Raw genomic sequence first — 20,459 nt, 5'->3', positions numbered from 1 at the left:
CCCGATTGGTTCGCCCTTTAAGCGCTAACCGCTTCTGGCAAAATCAGCATGGCATCACCAAAGGAGTAAAATCGATAATTATACGCGATCGCTTCAGCATACAACTTCAACAGTCGTTCTCTGCCAATCAATGCACTCACTAGCATCAACAACGTGGAACGGGGCAAGTGAAAGTTGGTAATCAACCCATCAACCACCTGCCACTGATAGCCGGGATAGATAAATAATTCGGTTTTACCACAATAGGGCTGGAATTCCCCGTTCGCCGCCGCCCCTTCTAACGCCCTCACCACAGTTGTGCCAACGGCAATCACCCGCCCCCCGGCGGCTTTGGTTTGCTGAATTTTTGCCACCGTTGCGGCGGATATCTCTAACCACTCCCCATGCATTTGATGATTCGTTACATCTTCTACCTCCACTGGGCGAAACGTACCAACACCAACATGCAAGGTAATCGACGCCTGCTCAATTCCGCTTATGTGACACTGTTCCAAGAGTTCAGGGGTGAAATGTAATCCGGCTGTCGGTGCGGCTACTGCACCAGGGATTTGGGCGTATACCGTTTGATACTGATCGGGTGTGGCTTGAGAGTGGGTGATGTAAGGCGGAAAAGGCACTTGACCATAGTTAGGTAACAGGGTGACTAGGGACTGCCCCTTGGGTAGGTCAAACTGCAATAGACGCCCACTGGTTGCATCATCTCTGGCGATAATTGTTGCCTTCAGGGGAGATCTATTTTTTAGATTATCCTGTCTTGGTGTTTCTGTATCGTCTGAAGATAGGGGAGTCTTCCCATGACTTGCCGGAACAATAGGTTGATCAGGTTCAAAGACTATCGTTGAACCCACTTTTAGCCGTCGTCCCGGTTTCACCAATGCCAACCAGCAGTTTTGTCCCCGTTCCTCCAGCAATAACACTTCCACAGGCGTACCCGTTACCTTGCGACCATAGAGTCGAGCCGGGATCACACGGGTATTATTCAAAACCAACAGGTCGCCGGAACGCAACCACTTAGGTAAATCTCGGAAAATGCAGTGTTGGTGTTGAGTTGGAGACTCAACCACGAGCAAACGAGAACTATCTCTAGGGGAAATGGGTGTTTGAGCAATCCGACCCTCTGGCAGATCATAGTTATAGCTGGAAAGCAATAGGTCATTTGTCATGGGTGGTTCTTCGGATCAAGTACAGCTTATGAGCAATTTTTGACAAATTGGGTAGGGAGGGAACGGATCAGGGTTTTAGCTCTACTCTATACCGCGACTTGCCTTGTGCCATCGGGTACTAATCCCCAAAGACACAAGGTCAAGACCTAAAACAACGGAATTGGGTATGATCCCCCAGTTAAGAGCGGGGGCTTTTCCCCTACCAATTCCTGATCCCCGTTGTCAGAATGAAGGTATAGCACTTCCTTGACTCCACCTCTAGCTGCCCTATGGATTACCTTTATTTTTTAGCCAATGCGAGTTTGACACTGCGAGTGGTTGAGTACCTCCACTCCATGATCCAGCTTCCCGTTCAATATACAACAGTGATTCATCAAATTGATGGCTGGGTCATTAAAGTTAAAATGAACCATCCCCTCACGCCTCAGCAACATGGAGATTTCCAAGCCTTCATGCGCGAATTGGGAATTCCGTTCCAACCCGACATGCGCTTGCAAATGGCGTTTTGGAGCCTCGATACCGGACAATCTCCCATCGATGTCATGCGTCGCTACCAAGTCGCTGTGGTATCTCATGGTCACCCTGACAAGACTGATATTGAAGCGTTTCGCCAACAGTTTACCATGGGACTAGGATACTGCCCAGAAACCTTAGCCTAAGCCTAAGGAGTTGCCCATTCATCAGCCTCCACTATCAGGGCAAGCCCAAACCATCATGCCTTTATCGGGGCAAATTTAGCCATTTCAGGGGAGTCTGAATCCAGGCGCATCTTATACCTTAACTATCACGAATAAAGCCGGAAGCCTACGCTCCCCTAGTGGTTAAGCGTAGGTTGTTTATAGCGAATAGGTGGAGAAATTTAAAGTTAACGGGGAGGATCGTCATTTGTCATTCGTCATTCGTCATTCGTCATTCGTCATTCGTCATTTGCTTCCCCATCTTCCCCTTGTGACGTTTGTCACTCATTAGCATTGCCTTGCGTCAGGTGTCTTCGATTTTCCAGTCACGCTTAACACCGATTTCAGTATAGCTTTAACTGCGATCACGTTCACCCTTTATTAAGATTTAGTTCAATTACTTTTTCCCCGAAATGACCGAAAATTGCAACGTTAATTTATCGGGGATATAACAGTATGCAGCTTGCTTATTTCTGTGTTGGCAGAGAACCCATAGAGCCTTGTGTCCATCATGTCTATAGCTATCGATTTAGCCCACATAGATCGATAAAAATGACGGCGGAGGAATTGCTACAACGGTATGCAGCCGGACAGCGGGATTTTCAAGGTGTCAATTTAAGTGAAGAAATTCTCAGTTGGGCAGATTTGACAGGAGCGAATTTAAGTGGGGCAAATTTGAGTGGGGTAATTCTGAATTGGGCTAATCTTAGTCAAGTTAAGTTGAGATGTGCTAACTTGAGTAATTCGGATTTAAATTGGGCGAATTTGGAACAGGCTGATTTACAGGGAGCCAATTTGAGTGGTGCAGAGGTGAGTGCCGCTAATCTGAAGGAAGCCGATTGGAGTGGGGCAATTATGCCTGATGGTACAATTTGGTATGAACAACATGGTAGTCAAGATTGCCGATTTCTATCCTGGTTGGTTAGATTCTTTAGGCAAGAAAACAAGTACGATTTCTGATTAGATTTTGTTCTACTGGACTGACACAGCTAAAATGGTGGGATAGGTTGTAGGTTGGGTTGACGACAGGAAACCCAACGGAATTTAGGGCTAAGGTTCTCTACTAGAAGCCGAATCTAATCCACCAAATAAAATGTGCCACGCCACTGCTGGATTGACACAGCTAAAATTGTGGATTAGATTTGACCATTGAATCGGGCGCAAGTCTTTGCGCCCCTACGGTTTCAGGTCTCCCATTCTAATTCATCAAATATAGCAACCGCCATAGCGGTTAGGACACATCATTTATGTAGAGACGCGCCATGGCGCGTCTCTACAATGGTGCTTGGTATAAGGTGTTTTGCCATTACTAACCATAATGTTTTTCTGAGTCTTCTTATTACCCCCTTACCCCATCCTCGGCTCACCACAAAACTTATTCAGCAGCCCCTAATTATTACTTCCCCCGTTCTCCATTTTTGCCAAACCATGTATCTTGCCATGCACTACCTACGCCTTGAATAACGCCCCGTAGAATTAAACCAATTCCTCGTCCTAAGACTTGCGTTAAAACATAAACTACGCCTTTACCAACCCAGCCGACTGTCCCCCGTAAACGTGGCGCGATCGCGTCCCGAAATTCATAGGCGATGGTGACGGCTAGCTGAGTACCCTGTAGTTGTTCTAATTCTTGGCGTCGAGGCGAATAAATGGCGACTTTTTTGATGCCAATTTCGCTCAAAACAAATAAATTATAGCGACTTTCAAAAATGGCTTTGGGTTCATCGATATATTGGTTACGCCGATATTTCCAGGATAAATTATTTCTAAATCGGGTAATTTCCCGTGAGGACATTAACCGTTTATCATAAAAATTATGTTTAATAATTTCAATATCAGAAAACTCATTTAACAAGGGTTGAATTACCCCATTAGCCACTTGAATAATTACATTCTGCAACAATAATTCGGCTCGCGCCAGGGCTTCGGGTGTATGGGCAGGATAGGATACATTATCAATCATCAAGGGTGCTTCAAAGAGGCGATTCCCTAATAACTCAATCACCAAAGGTATTTTATCCAAAATAGCCGTTTGCACTATATCCCGATCTTGCCGCAAAATGTCAACCATTTCGATAGTTTGATTGCCGATGACTAAGGTGGAGTATTGACCAAAAAAGTCGGTGAGAGAAACCTGCCATAAATCATGTAATAAGCGCGATCGCTTCTGGGTCAATTGCTCCATCGTCACCTGAGAAAAGCGCAAAGCATCCAGCATCTCCTCGAACTTGTAGAGGACGGTACGCAGTAATTCCCGGCGTCTCTCCACTTGCAGAATATCGATTTCCAAGGGAGTATTCGTCAGATTTGCCAAACTCGAATCGAGTTTGGTCAATGTCATCGCCTGGGGTGTAGACGGTTGAAACTGCAACGCCTCAGAGGAGGTTTTGGATAAGGCACTGGTGGGGGATGGGCGCAGACGATTTTGGGGAACAGGAGGACGAGATGATGAAGGATTTAAACGCGGTTGAAGTTCAGCAGGGCTATTACTATTATTAGAGGGAACCAGTCCGGAATCTGTCGGTAATAGCTGATTTACCAGCCAACGGGCTGTCAATAACTCTCGGCGGCGTCCCGTCCAAAATAGCCAATCTAGGCGGGATAAATTTCCTTGTTGAAGTTGTGCTGTTACCTGTTTTAACGCGGCTTCAATTTGTTGTAATCCTGACTGGCGTAATTGAGTATGCCAACGAGGAGGAGGTAATGAATTGGCAGGGGTAGGTAACATCTGCCAATAGGATTCACCCGCTTTGACTTGTCGAATGGCTTCCACAATTAAGTTGATGGCACATCCTTTAGCACAGTAGCCTTCTACTCCTAAGCGCTTGGCGGCGGTGAGTTGGCTAGGTTCAGATGGAGCGGTTAGCAATAAGATGGGTAGGTTTGGATAATCTATCTTAAGTTGCTGGCACAAGGATAGTCCGGTTAGAGGACTGCCGAGCGATCGCCCTAGTGCCAAGTCTAAGATAATTAAATTAACCTGTTCTTGGGAGAGTAAGGTGGTTAGGCGTTCCAGGGCTGCCGTTGCTGTATCAACCTCAGCCACGATATCTAAATCAGCAAAGGCTTCTAAGGCAGTGACTAAACCTAATCGGAAAATTGGGTCATCGTCAATAAGTAGGATTTGAGTGGATTGATTTGTCATTGGTCATTCGTTATTCGTCATTTGTCATTTGTTATTTGTCATTTGTCATTTGTCATTTGTCATTTGTCATTTGTCATTCGTTATTTGTCATTTATTGATTGCAAATTCTTCTCCCTCATCTTCCTCTGCTTCCAGACGTGCCATGGCACGTCTCTACATTGCTTCCCCAGCTCCCCCCTCTTCTACCCTCCATTCTGTTGGGATTTCCACAGATTAATCGCAGCTTGGGCTTGTTGGTAAAGCGCCCGTTCTGGGGGAATCTGGGCGGCGGTGGCGATCGCGGCGTCAAATCGTCCTTGGGCGGCTAGGGCGGCGGCGGCTTCGAGGATGGGACGATCTTGGGCGGTTTGGATTTGGGCAACCCATTGGGCGATCGCGCTTTGAGCTTCAGCATACAGCATTCGACCGGGACGAATTTGATTGGCGGTGGAAATGGCGGCGATTAAATCTCGACGTTGGGCGAAGGCGCGGGCTAAATCGAGGATGGGTTGATCTTCTAGGGTTTCGATTTGGCGATTCCATTGGGCGATCGCAGTTTGGGCTTCGGGGCGTAAAGGTTGACCTGGCTCAATTTTACGGGCTTGGGTGACGGCGGCGTTTAATTGATCAATGGTTCCCCCGACGGCTAGCTGTTGGGCAGTTCTGAGGGTATTGCGATCGTCGATATGTTGAATTTGTTTGCGCCACTGGGCTATGTTGGTCTGTGCTTGGATACGCTGGGGGCGATCGGGTGTAATTAGGGCAGCTTGTTCGATTGCCATCTGTAGCAGGGGGCGTTGTTCAAAGCTGGCAGTCATTTGGGCAAGGCGTAACTGGAGGCGATCTTGGAGTTGAGCCTCCCACTGAATGGCTTGGGCGGCGGCTGACTGTTGCACTGGACTGTTGGCATCGAGTTGGCGAACGGCGGTTAAGGCGTCAATGAAGGCGAGAATCGTGTTTTGTTGCACCAGTTTTCCAGCTTGCCCTAAGCGTAACCAATCTTGAGCTTCTTGATACAGGGAGGTGTTAATCGGAATTCCTTGGGCAACCTCAATCACCCCCTGATACTCTTGATTTTGAAAGCGAGTGGCAGCAATTTGGAGTAACGTGCGACTCCAATTCGACAGATCAGTCTGGGCTTGAGCTTTAATATAGCTGTTAGGATCAACCTTGGCTGCTAACGCGATCGCTTGTTCGATCTTGGTCAGTTGATTCGATTTGGCTAAATCTCGTGCCTCTTGCAGTTGTGTCCACGCCTGTTTTTCTGCCGCCAACTGTTGGGTCAGGGTATCATAGCGGGATACACTCCAGTATTGGTCATTCAGGCGTGACAGTTGGCTGATTAGTTTAGCCGCCTGTTGCCAGTTTTGTACTTTCAGGGCATCTTGAACCTGACTGACAATTGCCTGAGCCTGGATTCGGTCCTGTTTCCAGGTGGCGATTTGGGCTTGAGCTTCGGGATATAGGGGACTACTTACAGGGATTTGCATCGCCATTTTCAGGGCATCGGTATAGTTTCCCTGATTCAGGGTTTCCCGGGCAAGTTGCAGTACCATTTGAGACCATTCCTGCAGCAGTTGCTGTGCCTGGGGATAAAGGGAATGGTTGGGCGACCAATATTGCACGATCGCGATCGCTTTTAGCAGTTGCTCAAATTCTCCGGATTGGGCAGCCAGTTGAGCGCAGTATAATCGTTCGCTATCCGGGGATAAAGGAGAAATGCGTTGGCAATTTGCCGGAGGTGGCAATCGGGTGAGTAATAATGTACCACCAACAACCATGCTGCCGACAAGGGACACGATCATCAACCACAGCAATGACCATCGCCACAACTCCCGTTGGCGGCGTTGGCGGTCTGGGTTTGAGCGCCTGTCTCTGACAACTTTGGCATTTAAGTGTCCCGTTTCTGCTAAACTCGATGCCTTAGAGCCTCTTGCCAGTCGGATGACTAACTTATGTCCCCGAGGTTGGCGAGTAGGCAGGGAAGTATGGAGATGAAATCGGGGCAAGTCTCGTTTGGACACAGATAGAAAACAACTGATAATTCATTGTTCACCGTTTATTGTCCATCATTGTATTCCCAATCAACCGTAAATTTGGGTGATTCGCAATCCGTTCAATAGAGTCCACAATAAGATGAGGAATCGTTTTGGAGTAGTTAGGGTGGCATGAGGCTGAGCATTCGCCATTGGCTAGCAGAACGCCACATTGAACTTGCCCAACTGGGACAGGATAACGCTCAGTTGGCGGGCATTGCGTTTCGCATTGCCCAAGACATGGAGGTTAAGAGTCTGAATCCCTTTGCGATTAGTGTCTTGACCGAAGTGTTGGAGTTACCGTTAACTGTCGCTTGGCAAGTCGCGCCGATTTTGTCTCAGTTAACGGTAGGGTTGCTGCGGATTTTGAGTCGCAAGAAGCCCTTACGCCGGAGTGAAGGCACCTGGCTGAGTTTTCAGGTGGCGTATCTGAACGCATTACAAGGAATTTTAGAGCAAGAAGCTCAACTGCGAAGACCCTGGGTGAACCGCGCCCAAGTCCCGGCGTCACCGAATATTAATGAACCTCTGGTTGATCCCCAATTAATTGCCCTGCTGAAAACCCTGCGCCCCGGACGTCTCAGTGATTCCCAAGCCGAACAAGCCCTGTCATCTGTGGCAAATTCCTTTCTGGTGCAGCAGATGAATAATTTAGCGATCGCTTGGTTTGTGGCAAATGGGGCGGAGGAAACGGAAGCGAAGTTATTAACCCAACGGTTGAGTAATGGACTGGCGGGTCATTTACTCAAGGTGATTGCCGAAAATGCGCTACCCTTGGCGCAACTGCAAAAGTTTGTCCGCTTAGGTCATTTAAGTAACACCCTCAACACCCCTCCAGAAGAGGATGAGGAGGAAGAGTTTTCCACGCCCCAATTGACCCTGGATTTGGATCGAGAATATTATCGGGCGGAACTTTCCCGGTCTTTAAGCGAACCCTTATTTGCGGAACCCTTTTCCCTCAAGGAAATCTACGTGTCCTTGAATGGCAGACGCCTCCCTACCACCCTGGGACAAGAAAACCGGGAACGACGCCGCAAAAACGATCTTGACCCTGCCTATCTCGCTGCTGCTTCCTCGCCACCGACGGATTTAATGGCATGGGTGATGGCTCAACTGAATGATAAAAACAGTATTGCGGTGATTGAAGCCGATGGTGGCTGTGGTAAGACCAGTTTCTGTCAGATGTTAGCGGCACGGGTAGCGCAAGAGCTGTATCCTCAGTGGATGCCTGTGATTATTCGCCTGCGGGATGTTACGTTAGGTCAAACCTTGGAGCAAACCTTGGAGACAGCCTTCCCGGTGGGACGGTTCACAGATACAGACGGGTGGTTCTCTCGCAGTTCTCCTCCTTGTTTGCTGATTTTAGATGGTTTGAATGAATTGCCCCGTTCTCCCCAGACGGAGCGCCACTTGTGGACATTTATGGATCAGGTGATGCGATTCCATACCCAGAAAAACGGGTCAAATTCGCCTCGCCACAAAATTATTCTCACCAGTCGCCCGGTTACCTTGGATGGCGTGTTGGCGCGTAAATATCGCCATAGTAGTTTACCGCCGCTGCAAAGCCGACTCCAGCGCATCGCCATTGAACCGATGGCGAAGGAGGAATTCCGCAAGTGGTTTCTCCAGTGGGCGAAACTGCAATCCAAATCAATTGCCCAGTCGTATTTTAATTTCTTAAAACACGGTGGTATATTTCAGCCGCAATCTCCGAATCCTGATTTAGTGGCGCTGCTGACTCGTCCATTAATGCTATATTTGGTGGGAATTTTACATCGAGATGCCTTAATTGACGATCGCATCTTTAAAATGAGTCCGGCTGAGGTGAAGTTTGAAATCTATGACCGGATTTGTCGCTGGTTGCTGGGGGAACCGACGAGTGGGAGTGGACCGCCCTTGGAGTTAATTCGCGAAGGCTTTTCCCATGCAGGGCGTTCCCTAGAAGCGATCGCCAATCTCTTGGAAGGACGTTCCCCGCAAAAGTTACGCCGTCAAATGCAGGGGACAGCCCTGACGATTTTGCAGACGGGTCAGAATCAAGTGACACAAACGGTAATCCAGAATCGGTTCCAGAATCAAGAAACAACGGAGTCTTTTACCCAACCCCTACCCACGTTCTTTTTCCGCACCCAGCCCAGAGACAAAGCCGGAGACTGGGTGAAGTCCTCACTGCGCCAAGTCTATGCGTCCCAGAAGGCGGCATCAGCCCCCCTCTCCATTGAGTTTTCTCACCCCAGTTTAGGCGACTATTTAGCCGCCGAAGAAATTGCCCTGCAACTAAAGGCATTAACGCAAAAGCTGCCCAACCAGTATGGGGAAGTCTCGTTTGGGATTGACTCCTCTTCCCATGTGGCTGAACATCTTTATCAGTTGTTGGGGTATGGTTTATTGTCTCCTCAAATAGAAGAATTGGTAATTGAGAGACTACGACGGGAGCAACAGCGCAATGCGGACGCCTTTTCCTTCCCAGTATTATTTCAACGACTCTATCGCTTTTATCGCGCCTACTGTCGCGGACGGTGGTTTGATGAAGGGGTGGCTCATCGGGTTCACGAACAGTTGCGGGATTTGAACAATCCCTTGAATACGTTACAAATTGATGCCACCGTGGGATTAAATGTCTTTTTAGTCCTCTGTTCAGCCGCCGGAGAAGCCAATCTCCCCTTCTGGCCCTGTGGCAATCCAGAGATTCCCCAGGAATTTGATGCTGATCAATTGTTAAGTTTTATGGGTCGTACCGTTGCCCTATCTCCTACAACATTTTGGCAACGGGCGAGACGAAGTTTGGCTCAGATTCATTTACCCCAAGCTTGTTTAAATCGGGTAATGCTGGCAGAGGCGAATCTTGTCCATGCCGATTTATCAATGGCTGAGTTAAGTGGGATTAATTTGGCAGCAGCTAATCTACAACAGGCAAATTTAGCCTGGGCAAGTTTAGTCGGAGCAAATTTAGCGGATGCGGATCTCAAAGGGGCGCAGTTAGAAGGGGCGAATTTATTGGGAGCGGATCTGCGGGGTGCTAATTTAAAGTCAGCGAATTTAACCAATGCTTGTTTAGTCGATGCCCAGTTAGATGAACCAAATAAACAGTTTGCGGTTAAAAGTGGAGCGTTCTTTTCCTGGGACGAGTTTCAGTCCTATTACCAATCTTTGGTTGTCTCTCCCTTCGTAAAAACCATCGAAGAGGAGCATTTGTTTGAAGATGATCCGATGATTTTCATTGAGAGTGCCGAAGGGGAACTCATGTTACCAACAATTTACTCGCAAGGGAGCGATCGCTATGATGGTGAAACTGAACAGTTTGACCGTGAGCAGTTAAATGCCCAAGCTACAGTGTCGGAAACGGAGCAGTATGCTGGGGAGACAGCCCAAGTGGATGAGTGGGTAACTGAAGCCCCGGTGTCGGATACAGAGCAGTATAGTGGCGATACGCAGCAATTAGACGAAATGGGACACCACCCGTCTGATACAGAGCAGTATAGTGGCGATACACAGCAATTAGACGAAATGAGACAACACCCGTCTGTGTCGGATACAGAGCAGTATGCTGGGGAGACAGCCCAAGTGGATGAGTGGGAATTCTCCGAGTCGGAAACTGAAGAGGAACAGTTAGAAGCAGGTGCGGAACAAGAGACTGGCGTGTTTCATGAAGATACGATTATGTTGGATGAGGAGGATGATTATTAGTCATTTGTCATTTGTCATTTGTCATTTGTCATTTGTCATTTGTCATTTGTCATTTGTCATTTGTCAAGGTTTGAGGAACATTTACAGAACCTAACATCGTTTGGTTTATTTTCACCAACCTACTTATTGGCTGCCATCTGTTGAAAAAAATTTATTTTTTAAGGATATATAGCGCTACGCATACACGTTAGGACAAAATAAAAAAAATTAAATCGCTCAATCCCTTGTCAGGTAAGTGTTTTTCTTCACTATTGCCTATTGCCTATTGCATATTGCCTAGCGCGTAGCGCTATATTTTTGTCGCAGCTTATCCAAAAAACTCTGGAGCCTTAATTTAGCTAACCGTATTTTTGTTAAACGGGGAATACTACTCGGTTTATTTTGGCTTAAATCAAAAAAATTGTTGACATCCGCTAAAATTATTTTCAGGCGATAGATAATATTTTTATCCCGATATTCCGCCAAAAAATGTTCATCTAAAGGCTTGAGTGACGGATTTTCGATAACGTTGAGAATGCGTTTAATATCATACTCTTGAGAATATACCGCAATTTTATAGCAATTAAACCCCGGATCTAAATAATCCGATAATCCCCCATTCACACTCGAAAAAACCTGACAGCCACAAGCAAGGGCTTCCATTGGTTGCAGCCCAAAGCCTTCACTTACCCCATGTTGCGCCCAATACTCAGCCGAATCATACAAATAAACTTTAGCTCGATTGAAGAGTCCCACTAAATCCTCGACGTAGGAATCAATAACTTTAACGCGACAATGCTTCTGTAACTCTGGTATCAAGTCCTGAAGTAAATACTCAGACGATTTCCGCGCCTGAACTAACACATCAATATCCCGTTCTCGATTGAAGTTCTGGAATTCTTCCGAAATATGATTAGGTAAATAGTAAATTAAAGAATTAGGCGATCGCTGTCCCCAATATCCCATAGTATTGCGACTAACGGTAATAATAGGGATACGCGCCGGAAGTTGAAATCCATACCCAGCACTATGGGCATGGTAAATAACCGGATGTAACTTTAACTTTGCTACAAGTTTGGGACTATCAAATCCCCAACTGACCACAAAAATAACATTATTTAAATCCTGTTTTTTGAGCAAATCATCTAGGAACAGCGTATTCTTTTCCCGTTGACGATAGGTGACCACCTCCGCAGGGCAAACCTGCTTTGCCAGACTCAGGGTTTTCAACTCCGCCCAAAGACCGCCGCAAGCAAACTTGCCATAAGTTCCAGGGACTAAAAAGTAAAGGGTTCTCAAAACACCAACTGCCTCAGTGAGATCGTCTGTATAGTGTAATATACTAGAGTCCCCCAGCTCCCTCTGCTCCCTCTGCTTCATCGTCTCTACGAAGCTGCTCAAGTATTTTTGCCGCGCTTAGGATCGCCCTTAACTCAACCCCCTGTGTCAGAAAGTCCGAGAGTATGCTTTTGACCCTTGGTTTCGACGGCTTACGGATAGTGGCGAGCAGGTCGGAAAATATAAAACTTTACTCAATTTTTATATTCAGCGGGTTAGATTTCATCGTAACTCTACCCATTTTGCTGATGATTGATGGAAACTAGAGAAAGCAGATGCACCCTGCCTAAAAAAAGACCCTAAATGAATATGAAAGGGCAGATGCACCCCTGAAACCCTGACAGTCGCCCACATTCCGATTGACAGCACGTAATTACATCGAAATGTGGGCTTCACTTCTAGGGTAGAAATTTATAGGGGCAATTGTTGTGATCTAAATTTCCGCTACTGTGTGGTAAAAGCGGACTTTTTCGTGATAGCGATCACTAAAGCATCGGTCTAGTAATCCTAGTTACCGATAAAAAAAGTAATGCGTCAATTGTAGGGGCGGCGCTGGGGGAATGTCGCTATTCATGATATCGAGTCAAGGTGTTTCTTTTTTCTTCATAAAACTGACTAGCAACGAATCCGAGGGAATAAATGAGAGCTGCATTACTAGAAGCTCCCACGGCTGCACCAATGACTGGAAGAATTTCGACAAAACTCAAACCCCCTTTAAGAACTCCGGAACCCCCCACAGATAAGCCAAAAATTGCCAGAACTTCACCGCGTCGCGTTGGCTCTTTTAGCGAAAATCCATAAGCCGCTGCAATGCGATAAACCATCTGTGCTTGGAGTGCTGTAACCGCCGCTAGCTCAATCCCAAACAAAGCCAGGGCTAAAGGGGGGATAAAGTTGGTGATTAATCCCAGCCTACCTCCTTTGATTGCTGTATCCACCATAATCCGGTGAGCTAGCTGTTCGGATGTGTCAAACGGGTACTCCTGTCGCAGCTTGTCTACGTCTTTTTGAGCTTGCTCCAAATCCACTTGACCCAATGCAGCAACGAGTAAGCTAATCCCTGGGACTTTGGCAGCATACTTAGTCAACGGGTGTTCTGCAATAGGTGTCAAGATTTTGCCCACCGTTTCCGTTCCTGGTTCTACGAATCGCACAGCCGCAGGGCGAACAGCTTCTCCTACAGCCTTGCTTGTGCTGGTAATGGTATCAGCCGCCGATTGCGTGGCTTTAGTCGCCAACTGAGTGGCAAACGTGGCGACTTGAGTGGTTGTTGCGATCGCGTCACTGATGTGGTCTGTAAATGAACTATTTTTCCGCTGTGCTGTCATATTGCCGTTAATTTTTATACATTGTGGTGGTTGTCACTTCTACTCTAAAAGAACAAAGACTCAATATCATCTATCATTTGATAGTAAAACTCAGTCAATAAGTTTTTGTTATCACACTATTGACTTAACAAAAGAGGCTCAGTTAAGCTGCTAAGATCTAAAATCTCAAATGAGATGCGGTCTGAGTCGCATTATGATTCACTAAAATTAAACGTTAGTAGTGACTGAAGAGTCGTGAATAAACATCCCCTGTTTCGGTCAATCATCAAAATCCTAGGATTTTACCTAGCCCTGGGTTTGGGTGTTTCGACACTACCAGCTAACGCCCAGTTTCGAGAGGACTTTGAGCAAGACTTTCAACAACAATGTCAGCGAGCCAGACAAGCTCCTGGTGCCAATTTGAGTGAAAGAACTGAATACGACAGGCGTCTCGAACAAGCGTATGTTTTGCCGAGGCAAAATCGACCAAGTTTAGTCGGTTGTGATTTGCGATCGGCTGACCTCAGAGGAGCCAATTTAGGAGGCGTTGATCTCAGCGCTGCCAACTTCAGTCCTAAAACATCGGTGAATCGGGCAATTGTCACAGAAGTTCCCGCCAATCTCACAGGAGCCAATCTGAGCAATGCCAAGTTAGATTATGCTAACTTGACTCGTGCCATTTTAGCTAATGCTAATTTTCGCGGCGCTCGGTTGTACGATACCAATTTGAGTGGCGCTCAAATCGTTGGTGCTAGCTTAGATGGTACGTTTGCCTCTTATGTCATTTTATACGGGGCAAATTTGAGTGGCTCAACTCTGAGTTTGGGAAATTTTAGCTCGGCGAGAATGACAGGTGCTGATTTAAGCAATACAAATCTTTTTCGAGCCAATTTGACATTAGCAGACTTAACCAATGTCAATTTCAATGGGGCAAATCTCAGTGAAGCTGATTTAAGCGGCGCGAACTTGACAGGAGCAAAACTCATTGAAACGGATCTTCGGGGAGCAACAGGTGTCAATGTGCGGGGAGCGCAATTATGTCGAACCACGCTTCCTGATGGCACAGTAGCGGCTCCAAATTGCGTGGTGACGGATAATAATCCATCTGTTGAAGTACGTCCAGAATTGTTTTAGGCAATGAGGGAGATGGGGAAGATGGGGAAGATGAGGGAGTAAACGAATGACAAATGACGTAGCTTGCTTCTCAAGGGAGCGAGTATGACGAATGACGAATGACGAATGACGAATGACGAATGACAAATGACAAATGACCAATCAACCTACATTTAAGCCGAACTAGAGAAGCGTTCGGAAGTGGTTATCCCCTACCAACTCACGTCCTATTCATGTACAGACGCGCCATGGCGCGTCTCTACTGGCAGGTTCCCTCTGCCAATCCGCGTCTTCACGAAGTAAGGCGCGGTTCATGAACAATCTCGATTTGATACCGTACCATCTGCTAGCGTCGTCTGGCATAAAATAGCATCTCGCCAGTCAGCCCCGTCTAGGTTAGCCCCCTGTAAATTTGCGCCCTCTAAGTTTGCGCCTTTGAGATAAGCATTAGTGAGATTGGCATTCTCTAATAGAGCGTTGCTCAAATTGGCGCGGGTGAGAAAACTATCGATCAGGTTTGTATCTCTCAAGTCCGCATTACTAAGGTTGGTATCCACCAGAGAAGCCTCCATCAAGTCGGCATTCCTGAGAATAGCATTCACCAAGTCAGCACGGCTGAGTTCAACCCTACTTAATTGAGCCAATCGGAGATTAGCACCTCGCAGGTTGGCTCCTTTGAGTTTAGCGTCTTCTAGTTTTACCTCTCGTAAATCACACCCCATACAGCTATTGGTTTCTAGCAGTTGGCGTACTGTATCTGCATCTTTCAGGAGATGGGTTGCTGCTGTGGCTACAGCGTTGACGTTAACTGTAGCCACAGGTGAGAGTAGCATCAGGAAAATGGTAGTAATTAGACGCCCATCTTTCATGATTTATGGTTCATGGTTCATGGTTCACATCACCGCAAGGTAACAAACTCCTCAGAGGTCGAGGGATGAATACCAACGGTAGCATCAAAATCGGCTTTTTTCGCTCCCATTTTCACAGCGATCGCAACGCCCTGAATAATCTCCGCCGCTGATGCTCCAACCATGTGCGCTCCTAGCACTTTATCCGTGGTTTCGTCAACCACTAACTTCACCATAACCCGTTCCTCTCGACCAGTGAGAGTGTGGTACAAGGGGCGGAAACGGGCGCGATAGACTTTCACCGCATCGCCATGCTTTTCCCTGGCTTGGGCTTCGGTTAAGCCTACCGTTGCTGCTTCTGGGGTACTAAATACCGCCGAGGGGACATTTTCATAACTCATAACCCGAGATTTGCCGCCAAATTCTGTATCGGCAAAGGCACGCCCTTCGTTAATCGCAACGGGCGTCAAATTAATCCGATCTGTGCAATCCCCAACCGCATAGATATGAGGTTGAGAAGTACGGCTATACTCATCCACCGCGATCGCATCTTGACAGACATCGACTCCAGCCTTATCCAGCCCTAGATTCTGGAGATTCGGCTTGCGCCCTGTGGCGGCGAGAAAGATATCCCCGATTACGGTTTCCTCATGCTTACCGCAAACCGTAACCTTTAATCCATCTCCTGTCTTTTCAATCGCCGTCGGTACGCTACCCTCTAAAATCCGGACACCGTGTTGCTGCATTCCCTCCTGGATTTGAGTGCGAACATCGTCATCAAACCCCCGCAAAATCTTCTCTTTGCGGATAATTTGAGTCACTTCAGAACCCAAGCCATGCATAATACAAGCAAATTCTACACCGATGTAGCCACCGCCGAGAATCACCACTCGCTTAGGTTGCTCCTTGAGTAAGAACATATCATCGGAGATAATCGCATGTTCTATACCCGGAATATTTGGCGTAACCGGGTGTCCACCCACGGCAATCAAAATTTTATCCGCACTCACTCTATGTGACGCCGTACTGCTATTGGGAGACTCAAAAATCTCTAACGTATGAGGGTCAACAAACTTGGCATAACCCCGAAACAGTTGCACTTCGGAATTATCCAACATTCGCAGATAAACCCCATTGAGGCGTTCAAGTTCTTTTTGCACCGCCTCGATCATTTTATGCCAGTCGAGAGTGCTTTGTACAGGACTCCAGCCATACCCTTGGGCTTCTTCAAACACCTCCGGAAAATGAGAGGAATAAACCATCAGTTTTTTGGGAATACAGCCGCGATTCACACAGGTTCCTCCCAAGCGGCTGAATTCGGCTACTCCTACCTTTGCCCCATATTGTGCTGCTCGTCGTGCTGTGGCAATTCCGCCTGAACCGCCACCAATAACAAACAGATTAAAATCGTAACTCATAACTCGGTTAACTCCATTTGATCAGCATGTAACTACTTATCACTGTACGCGAAACGTCGTGTTAACTAATAGCATTTTGTATTGATTCCCCTAGCACTGAGTTGATATAAATACTCCTTGTTCTGATTCAACAAACCGTATGTTTGAGCTGACTTTCGCGTTGATTCTTGAGTTAAAACCCAAGGCAGTTGGGAAGGCTTAATCTTAAACACCAGCATCTATCAACAACGGCTGAATCGCCTCCCCAGTTAACCCCTGCTGAATGTAACGAGGTGCATCCGGATTATAGGGACTAGCGACGCGATCAATTTTGACAATTTCTGCTTCGGGTGGTAAGACAGGCACATCCGGATCGAAAGCTGTTGGACGCATCAACGAACTAGAAAACCCCTTGTAAATAGCAATCTGATCCTCTTCGCCAGCAATTTTAGCGGTAACGAGTAAGACTTCTTGAGGATACTTAATTGTGTATTGTTCTAAACGCTGTCCAATAGAAGTTCCTTGGTTCATGGTTGACTGGTGATTCGTCATTTGTCATTCGTCATTCGTCATTTGTCATTTGTTATTTGTTATTTGTCATTTGTTATTTATCATTTGTCATTCGTTTACTCCCTCATCTTCCTCATCTTCCCCATCTCCCCCATCTCCCTCATCTTCCCCAGCTTCCCCAGTTTCTGGCTACTGTTCCATCGCGATTCGTCCCTGTTTCCCTAAGCGAATTAAAACAAAATAGCTCAAGTACAGAACATAAATCAATAATCCAACAATGCCAATAAAACCCAAAAATTGAGGAGAAGACTCAGGATGGAAATATTGTTTAAAGAGAAAGGGAGGTTCTAGCCAAACTCTACAGGCAAACGTTTCCAAAGCGTCTGGAGTAAACGCGCATCCCAGAGCCGGAAGACTCCACAAGACACCAATCCCACAGTAAATTGTTATTGCCCAGCGCCAAGCCGTCAGCGTAAGTTTCAGCGGATTCGTCGGTTGATCCTCAATATCCTCATTCACATCTACCCAGAACCAGAGGGAGATGGGAATCAAAACTCGGGCAAGCCAACCCGATATAAAACCAATGGGCCACGAGGCAATCATGATATAAACCGTAATTGCCAGTAAACTAGACACGCGCCAGTAGATAATTAATAGGCGCACCATGGCATCAGCTTTTTTAACAAAAGCCCATATAATTAGGATCAGGGGAATCAACACCGTAAATAAAACGGCTAACCGATAGTCTGTCCAGACTAATGCTTGCAGAAGTTGATCGGGCATAGCTAATAGCCGACGAGTTCCTTTGATTTAACAGTATAGTGACACCGCGATCGGTTCACCTCCCAAATTGTACGGTAATCTTGCCATTTCCGCTTCGGGAATATTATCGATTTTAATTACTGGACGGGTGTTCTAGTGTCCTGAACAACGGTTCTCAGGAACAAAAAAAGCAGCCGGAATCACCCGAAGGAGTTCCAGCCACCCAACTGATTCACTGAATTCATCCACACAAAATCGGCACGTATAGCAGACGAAGAGTCCCTTATTCGTCGTAGACGCGGCACTCATCTGCATCAGGATTTTCTTCGCAATACTTCTCGAAGGAGGTTTTCTTTGTGCCTTTTTGCTTTTGGTGTGCTGCCTCAGCTTGTAACTCTTCGACAGAATCCCAAGCTACTGCACACTCTTGAGACTCTGCGCCTTCAGTGTTACAAACTGTTCTAGCTTGCTGACGCTCCCGATCGATTTGTTCTTGAATATCACTCATGGCTTTCCTTTTTTCCTGATTACTGCACTAATGTATTGTACAGAACGCCTATTTATTTGGTGTTGACCGCCCTGAAATATATCCAAGTCGGTACTTAGAGATCATTAAGATTCTATAGTTTAGCGTTTCGCAGAAGCCGATACGCTGTTTACAATTCTACACGATCTACTTGACTACCGGAAGTAGGGGCTGTTTAGCAGTATTTATCCCCCAAGCCTAGAAATATCGTAAAATCTCATTTCTTCTCCTCCCCTCCACCTTGGCTTCCCTGCGTTCTGACCCCAGTCCCTTGGGAGTTAGCCGAATTGGAGTTATCATAAGGCTTTGCACCTGTAGCCAACCCGAAAAAACCCTAGCCAGGGAAAACCTCAGTAAAAGTCATGGCAAATTTGATGAAGTGGGTAAATGCCTTATCAACTCGTCCATCCTTGGAAACAGCGATCGCGGAGGTGGTAGAGCGTCTGGAACAATCGTTGTCGATGCCTGCGGATTTGGGTCTGGTGTTCATCTCTTCAGCTTATGCCAGCGAGTATTCCCGATTAATGCCCCTGCTACAAGAACGGTTATCTGTACCTGTGATCATTGGTTGTGGGGGAGGTGGCGTGATTGGGATGAATGCCCAAGGTCAACCTCAAGAAATTGAAGCAGAACCCGCTCTGTCAATTAGTTTAGCAAGTATGCCAGAGGTTTCAGTTCGGGCGTTTCATATTCCTGGGAGTGATTTGCCCGACTTGGATAGTTCTCCTAATGCTTGGGTGGACTTAATTGGGGTTTCCCCCCAAGAGCAACCTCATTTCATCTTATTAGCCGATCCCTTTTCCTCGAAAATCAATGATCTGTTACAAGGGCTAGATTTTGCCTATCCGGGTTCGGTTAAGGTGGGAGGTTTAGCCAGTGCCAGTGCCATGGGAGTTCAGAGTGGGTTATTTTATCGTGATTCGGAACGATACTCTGGAGGTACGCTCCATCGAGAAGGTACAATTGGCGTGGCGTTAAGTGGGAATGTGGTACTAGACCCAATTGTCGCCCAAGGCTGTCGTCCCATTGGTCAACCCTATCAGATCACCAAGGGTGAACGAAATATCGTACTGGAACTGACGGATAGTAATGGGATGAGCTTCAGTGAGGTTGAATCCCAGCCGCCGCTAGCTGTGCTGCGTGACGTAATTCAAAACTTGAGTGAGAGCGATCGCGAATTGGCGCAACATTCCCTATTTATTGGTATTGCCCGTGATGAATTTAAGCAAAATCTGGGTCAAGGGGATTTCCTTATTCGTAATCTGTTAGGCGTTGATCCCAGACTGGGTGCGATCGCGATCGGCGATCGGGTGCGCCCTGGTCAACGGATTCAGTTCCATTTACGAGACGCCCGCACCTCTGAAGAAGACTTACAATTACTTTTACAGAATTATCAAAACCAAGTCAATCCTACCCCAGAAATGGCGGGAGCCTTAATGTTTTCCTGTTTAGGGCGGGGTCAAGGATTGTATGGCAAACCCGATTTTGATTCCCAACTCTTGTGTCGCTATATCAATAATATTTCCGTTGGCGGTTTCTTCTGTAATGGCGAAATTGGACCCGTAGGCGGGAGTACATTTTTACACGGCTACACGTCAGTATTTGGCATTTGTCGGCAACCCTAATTAGTCATTAAGCCGTGGTTCAACAATGGAAGAGGTATCCAAAGAAATAGAATTATTCGGGAACGTAGGATTAATTGTAACGAACCATCTACAGGTTAGTAGTGGCGTGACCCACCTAAAATAGGGTCTGCTGAATAAGTCGGAGAAACACAACTGATCGATTAAGTAGTTATATAAGACGACAGTAACAATGAGCGTTTATTGTCAACAATTCGGTCAATGATAAGGTTTAATCTGAAGTTCCCCTTTGACAAATCGCTACACTGTATGCCTATCCAGACTTAGGGCGATTTCACTTTCGGCTTCACTGGGTACATATTAGGCTGACACCCAACAAATCTAAAGCCTTCCTTTGTACCGGAGTCGG

Annotated in this window: 15 protein-coding genes; 5 read left to right on the top strand and 10 right to left on the bottom strand. The window is 46.7% G+C overall.

Annotated features, from left to right (window positions below; genetic code table 11):
- Positions 1 to 17: 17 nt before the first annotated feature.
- Positions 18 to 1,163 carry a tRNA preQ1(34) S-adenosylmethionine ribosyltransferase-isomerase QueA gene (gene queA, locus RID53_RS24380; RefSeq protein ID WP_446390565.1) on the bottom strand — a complete coding sequence of 382 codons (1,146 nt, stop codon included), beginning with the start codon at positions 1,161 to 1,163 and terminating at the stop codon, positions 18 to 20.
- A 269-nt stretch (positions 1,164 to 1,432) separates the two neighbouring features.
- On the opposite strand from queA, the gene RID53_RS24375 reads away from it, so the two are divergent.
- Together RID53_RS24375 and RID53_RS24370 are read left to right on the top strand one after the other, a co-directional pair.
- Positions 1,433 to 1,822, top strand: a complete 390-nt coding sequence (locus RID53_RS24375) for a hypothetical protein (protein ID WP_044206533.1) — start codon at positions 1,433 to 1,435, stop codon at positions 1,820 to 1,822.
- A 570-nt stretch (positions 1,823 to 2,392) separates the two neighbouring features.
- On the top strand, positions 2,393 to 2,800 hold the full coding sequence (locus tag RID53_RS24370) for a pentapeptide repeat-containing protein (RefSeq protein WP_446390564.1): 408 nt from the start codon (positions 2,393 to 2,395) through the stop codon (positions 2,798 to 2,800).
- A 436-nt stretch (positions 2,801 to 3,236) separates the two neighbouring features.
- On the opposite strand, the gene RID53_RS24365 is transcribed toward RID53_RS24370, so the two are convergent.
- Positions 3,237 to 4,985: a DUF3685 domain-containing protein gene (locus RID53_RS24365; RefSeq protein WP_446390563.1), complete on the bottom strand. Its 1,749-nt coding sequence runs from the start codon at positions 4,983 to 4,985 to the stop codon at positions 3,237 to 3,239.
- Positions 4,986 to 5,167: 182 nt separating this feature from the next.
- The gene (locus tag RID53_RS24360) at positions 5,168 to 6,988 is read right to left on the bottom strand and encodes a hypothetical protein (RefSeq protein WP_446390562.1); all 1,821 of its coding nucleotides are present in this window, start codon (positions 6,986 to 6,988) and stop codon (positions 5,168 to 5,170) included.
- Positions 6,989 to 7,132: 144 nt separating this feature from the next.
- On the opposite strand from RID53_RS24360, the gene RID53_RS24355 reads away from it, so the two are divergent.
- The gene (locus RID53_RS24355) at positions 7,133 to 10,687 is read left to right on the top strand and encodes an NACHT domain-containing protein (protein WP_446390561.1); all 3,555 of its coding nucleotides are present in this window, start codon (positions 7,133 to 7,135) and stop codon (positions 10,685 to 10,687) included.
- A 276-nt stretch (positions 10,688 to 10,963) separates the two neighbouring features.
- Here the strand turns inward: RID53_RS24355 and RID53_RS24350 are convergent, their stop codons facing one another.
- Positions 10,964 to 11,965, bottom strand: a complete 1,002-nt coding sequence (locus tag RID53_RS24350; protein WP_446390560.1) for a glycosyltransferase — start codon at positions 11,963 to 11,965, stop codon at positions 10,964 to 10,966.
- Between the two features lie 605 nt (positions 11,966 to 12,570).
- On the bottom strand, positions 12,571 to 13,332 hold the full coding sequence (locus RID53_RS24345; protein ID WP_446390559.1) for a hypothetical protein: 762 nt from the start codon (positions 13,330 to 13,332) through the stop codon (positions 12,571 to 12,573).
- Positions 13,333 to 13,566: 234 nt separating this feature from the next.
- Here RID53_RS24345 and RID53_RS24340 point away from each other — a divergent pair, with 234 nt between their 5' ends.
- Positions 13,567 to 14,445, top strand: a complete 879-nt coding sequence (locus RID53_RS24340; RefSeq protein WP_446390558.1) for a pentapeptide repeat-containing protein — start codon at positions 13,567 to 13,569, stop codon at positions 14,443 to 14,445.
- A gap of 290 nt (positions 14,446 to 14,735) precedes the next feature.
- On the opposite strand, the gene RID53_RS24335 is transcribed toward RID53_RS24340, so the two are convergent.
- The 5 genes from RID53_RS24335 to RID53_RS24315 form a co-directional block, all read right to left on the bottom strand.
- A complete protein-coding gene (locus tag RID53_RS24335; protein ID WP_446390557.1) occupies positions 14,736 to 15,293 on the bottom strand; it encodes a pentapeptide repeat-containing protein in 558 nt (185 codons plus the stop codon).
- Between the two features lie 29 nt (positions 15,294 to 15,322).
- Positions 15,323 to 16,690 carry a glutathione-disulfide reductase gene (gene gor / locus RID53_RS24330; RefSeq protein WP_446390556.1) on the bottom strand — a complete coding sequence of 456 codons (1,368 nt, stop codon included), beginning with the start codon at positions 16,688 to 16,690 and terminating at the stop codon, positions 15,323 to 15,325.
- A 204-nt stretch (positions 16,691 to 16,894) separates the two neighbouring features.
- Positions 16,895 to 17,221 carry a DUF7734 family protein gene (locus RID53_RS24325; RefSeq protein ID WP_446390555.1) on the bottom strand — a complete coding sequence of 109 codons (327 nt, stop codon included), beginning with the start codon at positions 17,219 to 17,221 and terminating at the stop codon, positions 16,895 to 16,897.
- Positions 17,222 to 17,368: 147 nt separating this feature from the next.
- A complete protein-coding gene (locus tag RID53_RS24320; RefSeq protein WP_446390554.1) occupies positions 17,369 to 17,962 on the bottom strand; it encodes a DUF3177 family protein in 594 nt (197 codons plus the stop codon).
- 262 nt (positions 17,963 to 18,224) lie between these two features.
- Entirely contained in the window at positions 18,225 to 18,449 is a 225-nt protein-coding gene (locus RID53_RS24315; RefSeq protein ID WP_446390553.1) for a CP12 domain-containing protein, read from the bottom strand.
- 380 nt (positions 18,450 to 18,829) lie between these two features.
- Here RID53_RS24315 and RID53_RS24310 point away from each other — a divergent pair, with 380 nt between their 5' ends.
- The gene (locus RID53_RS24310) at positions 18,830 to 20,092 is read left to right on the top strand and encodes an FIST signal transduction protein (RefSeq protein WP_446390552.1); all 1,263 of its coding nucleotides are present in this window, start codon (positions 18,830 to 18,832) and stop codon (positions 20,090 to 20,092) included.
- Positions 20,093 to 20,459: the final 367 nt, after the last annotated feature.

Origin of the sequence: Coleofasciculus sp. B1-GNL1-01 (assembly GCF_040220235.1) — a bacterium.
Classification (GTDB): domain Bacteria; phylum Cyanobacteriota; class Cyanobacteriia; order Cyanobacteriales; family Coleofasciculaceae; genus Coleofasciculus.
Note: the sequence above shows the minus strand (reverse complement) of the source record. Positions and strands in the feature narration are given on the sequence as shown.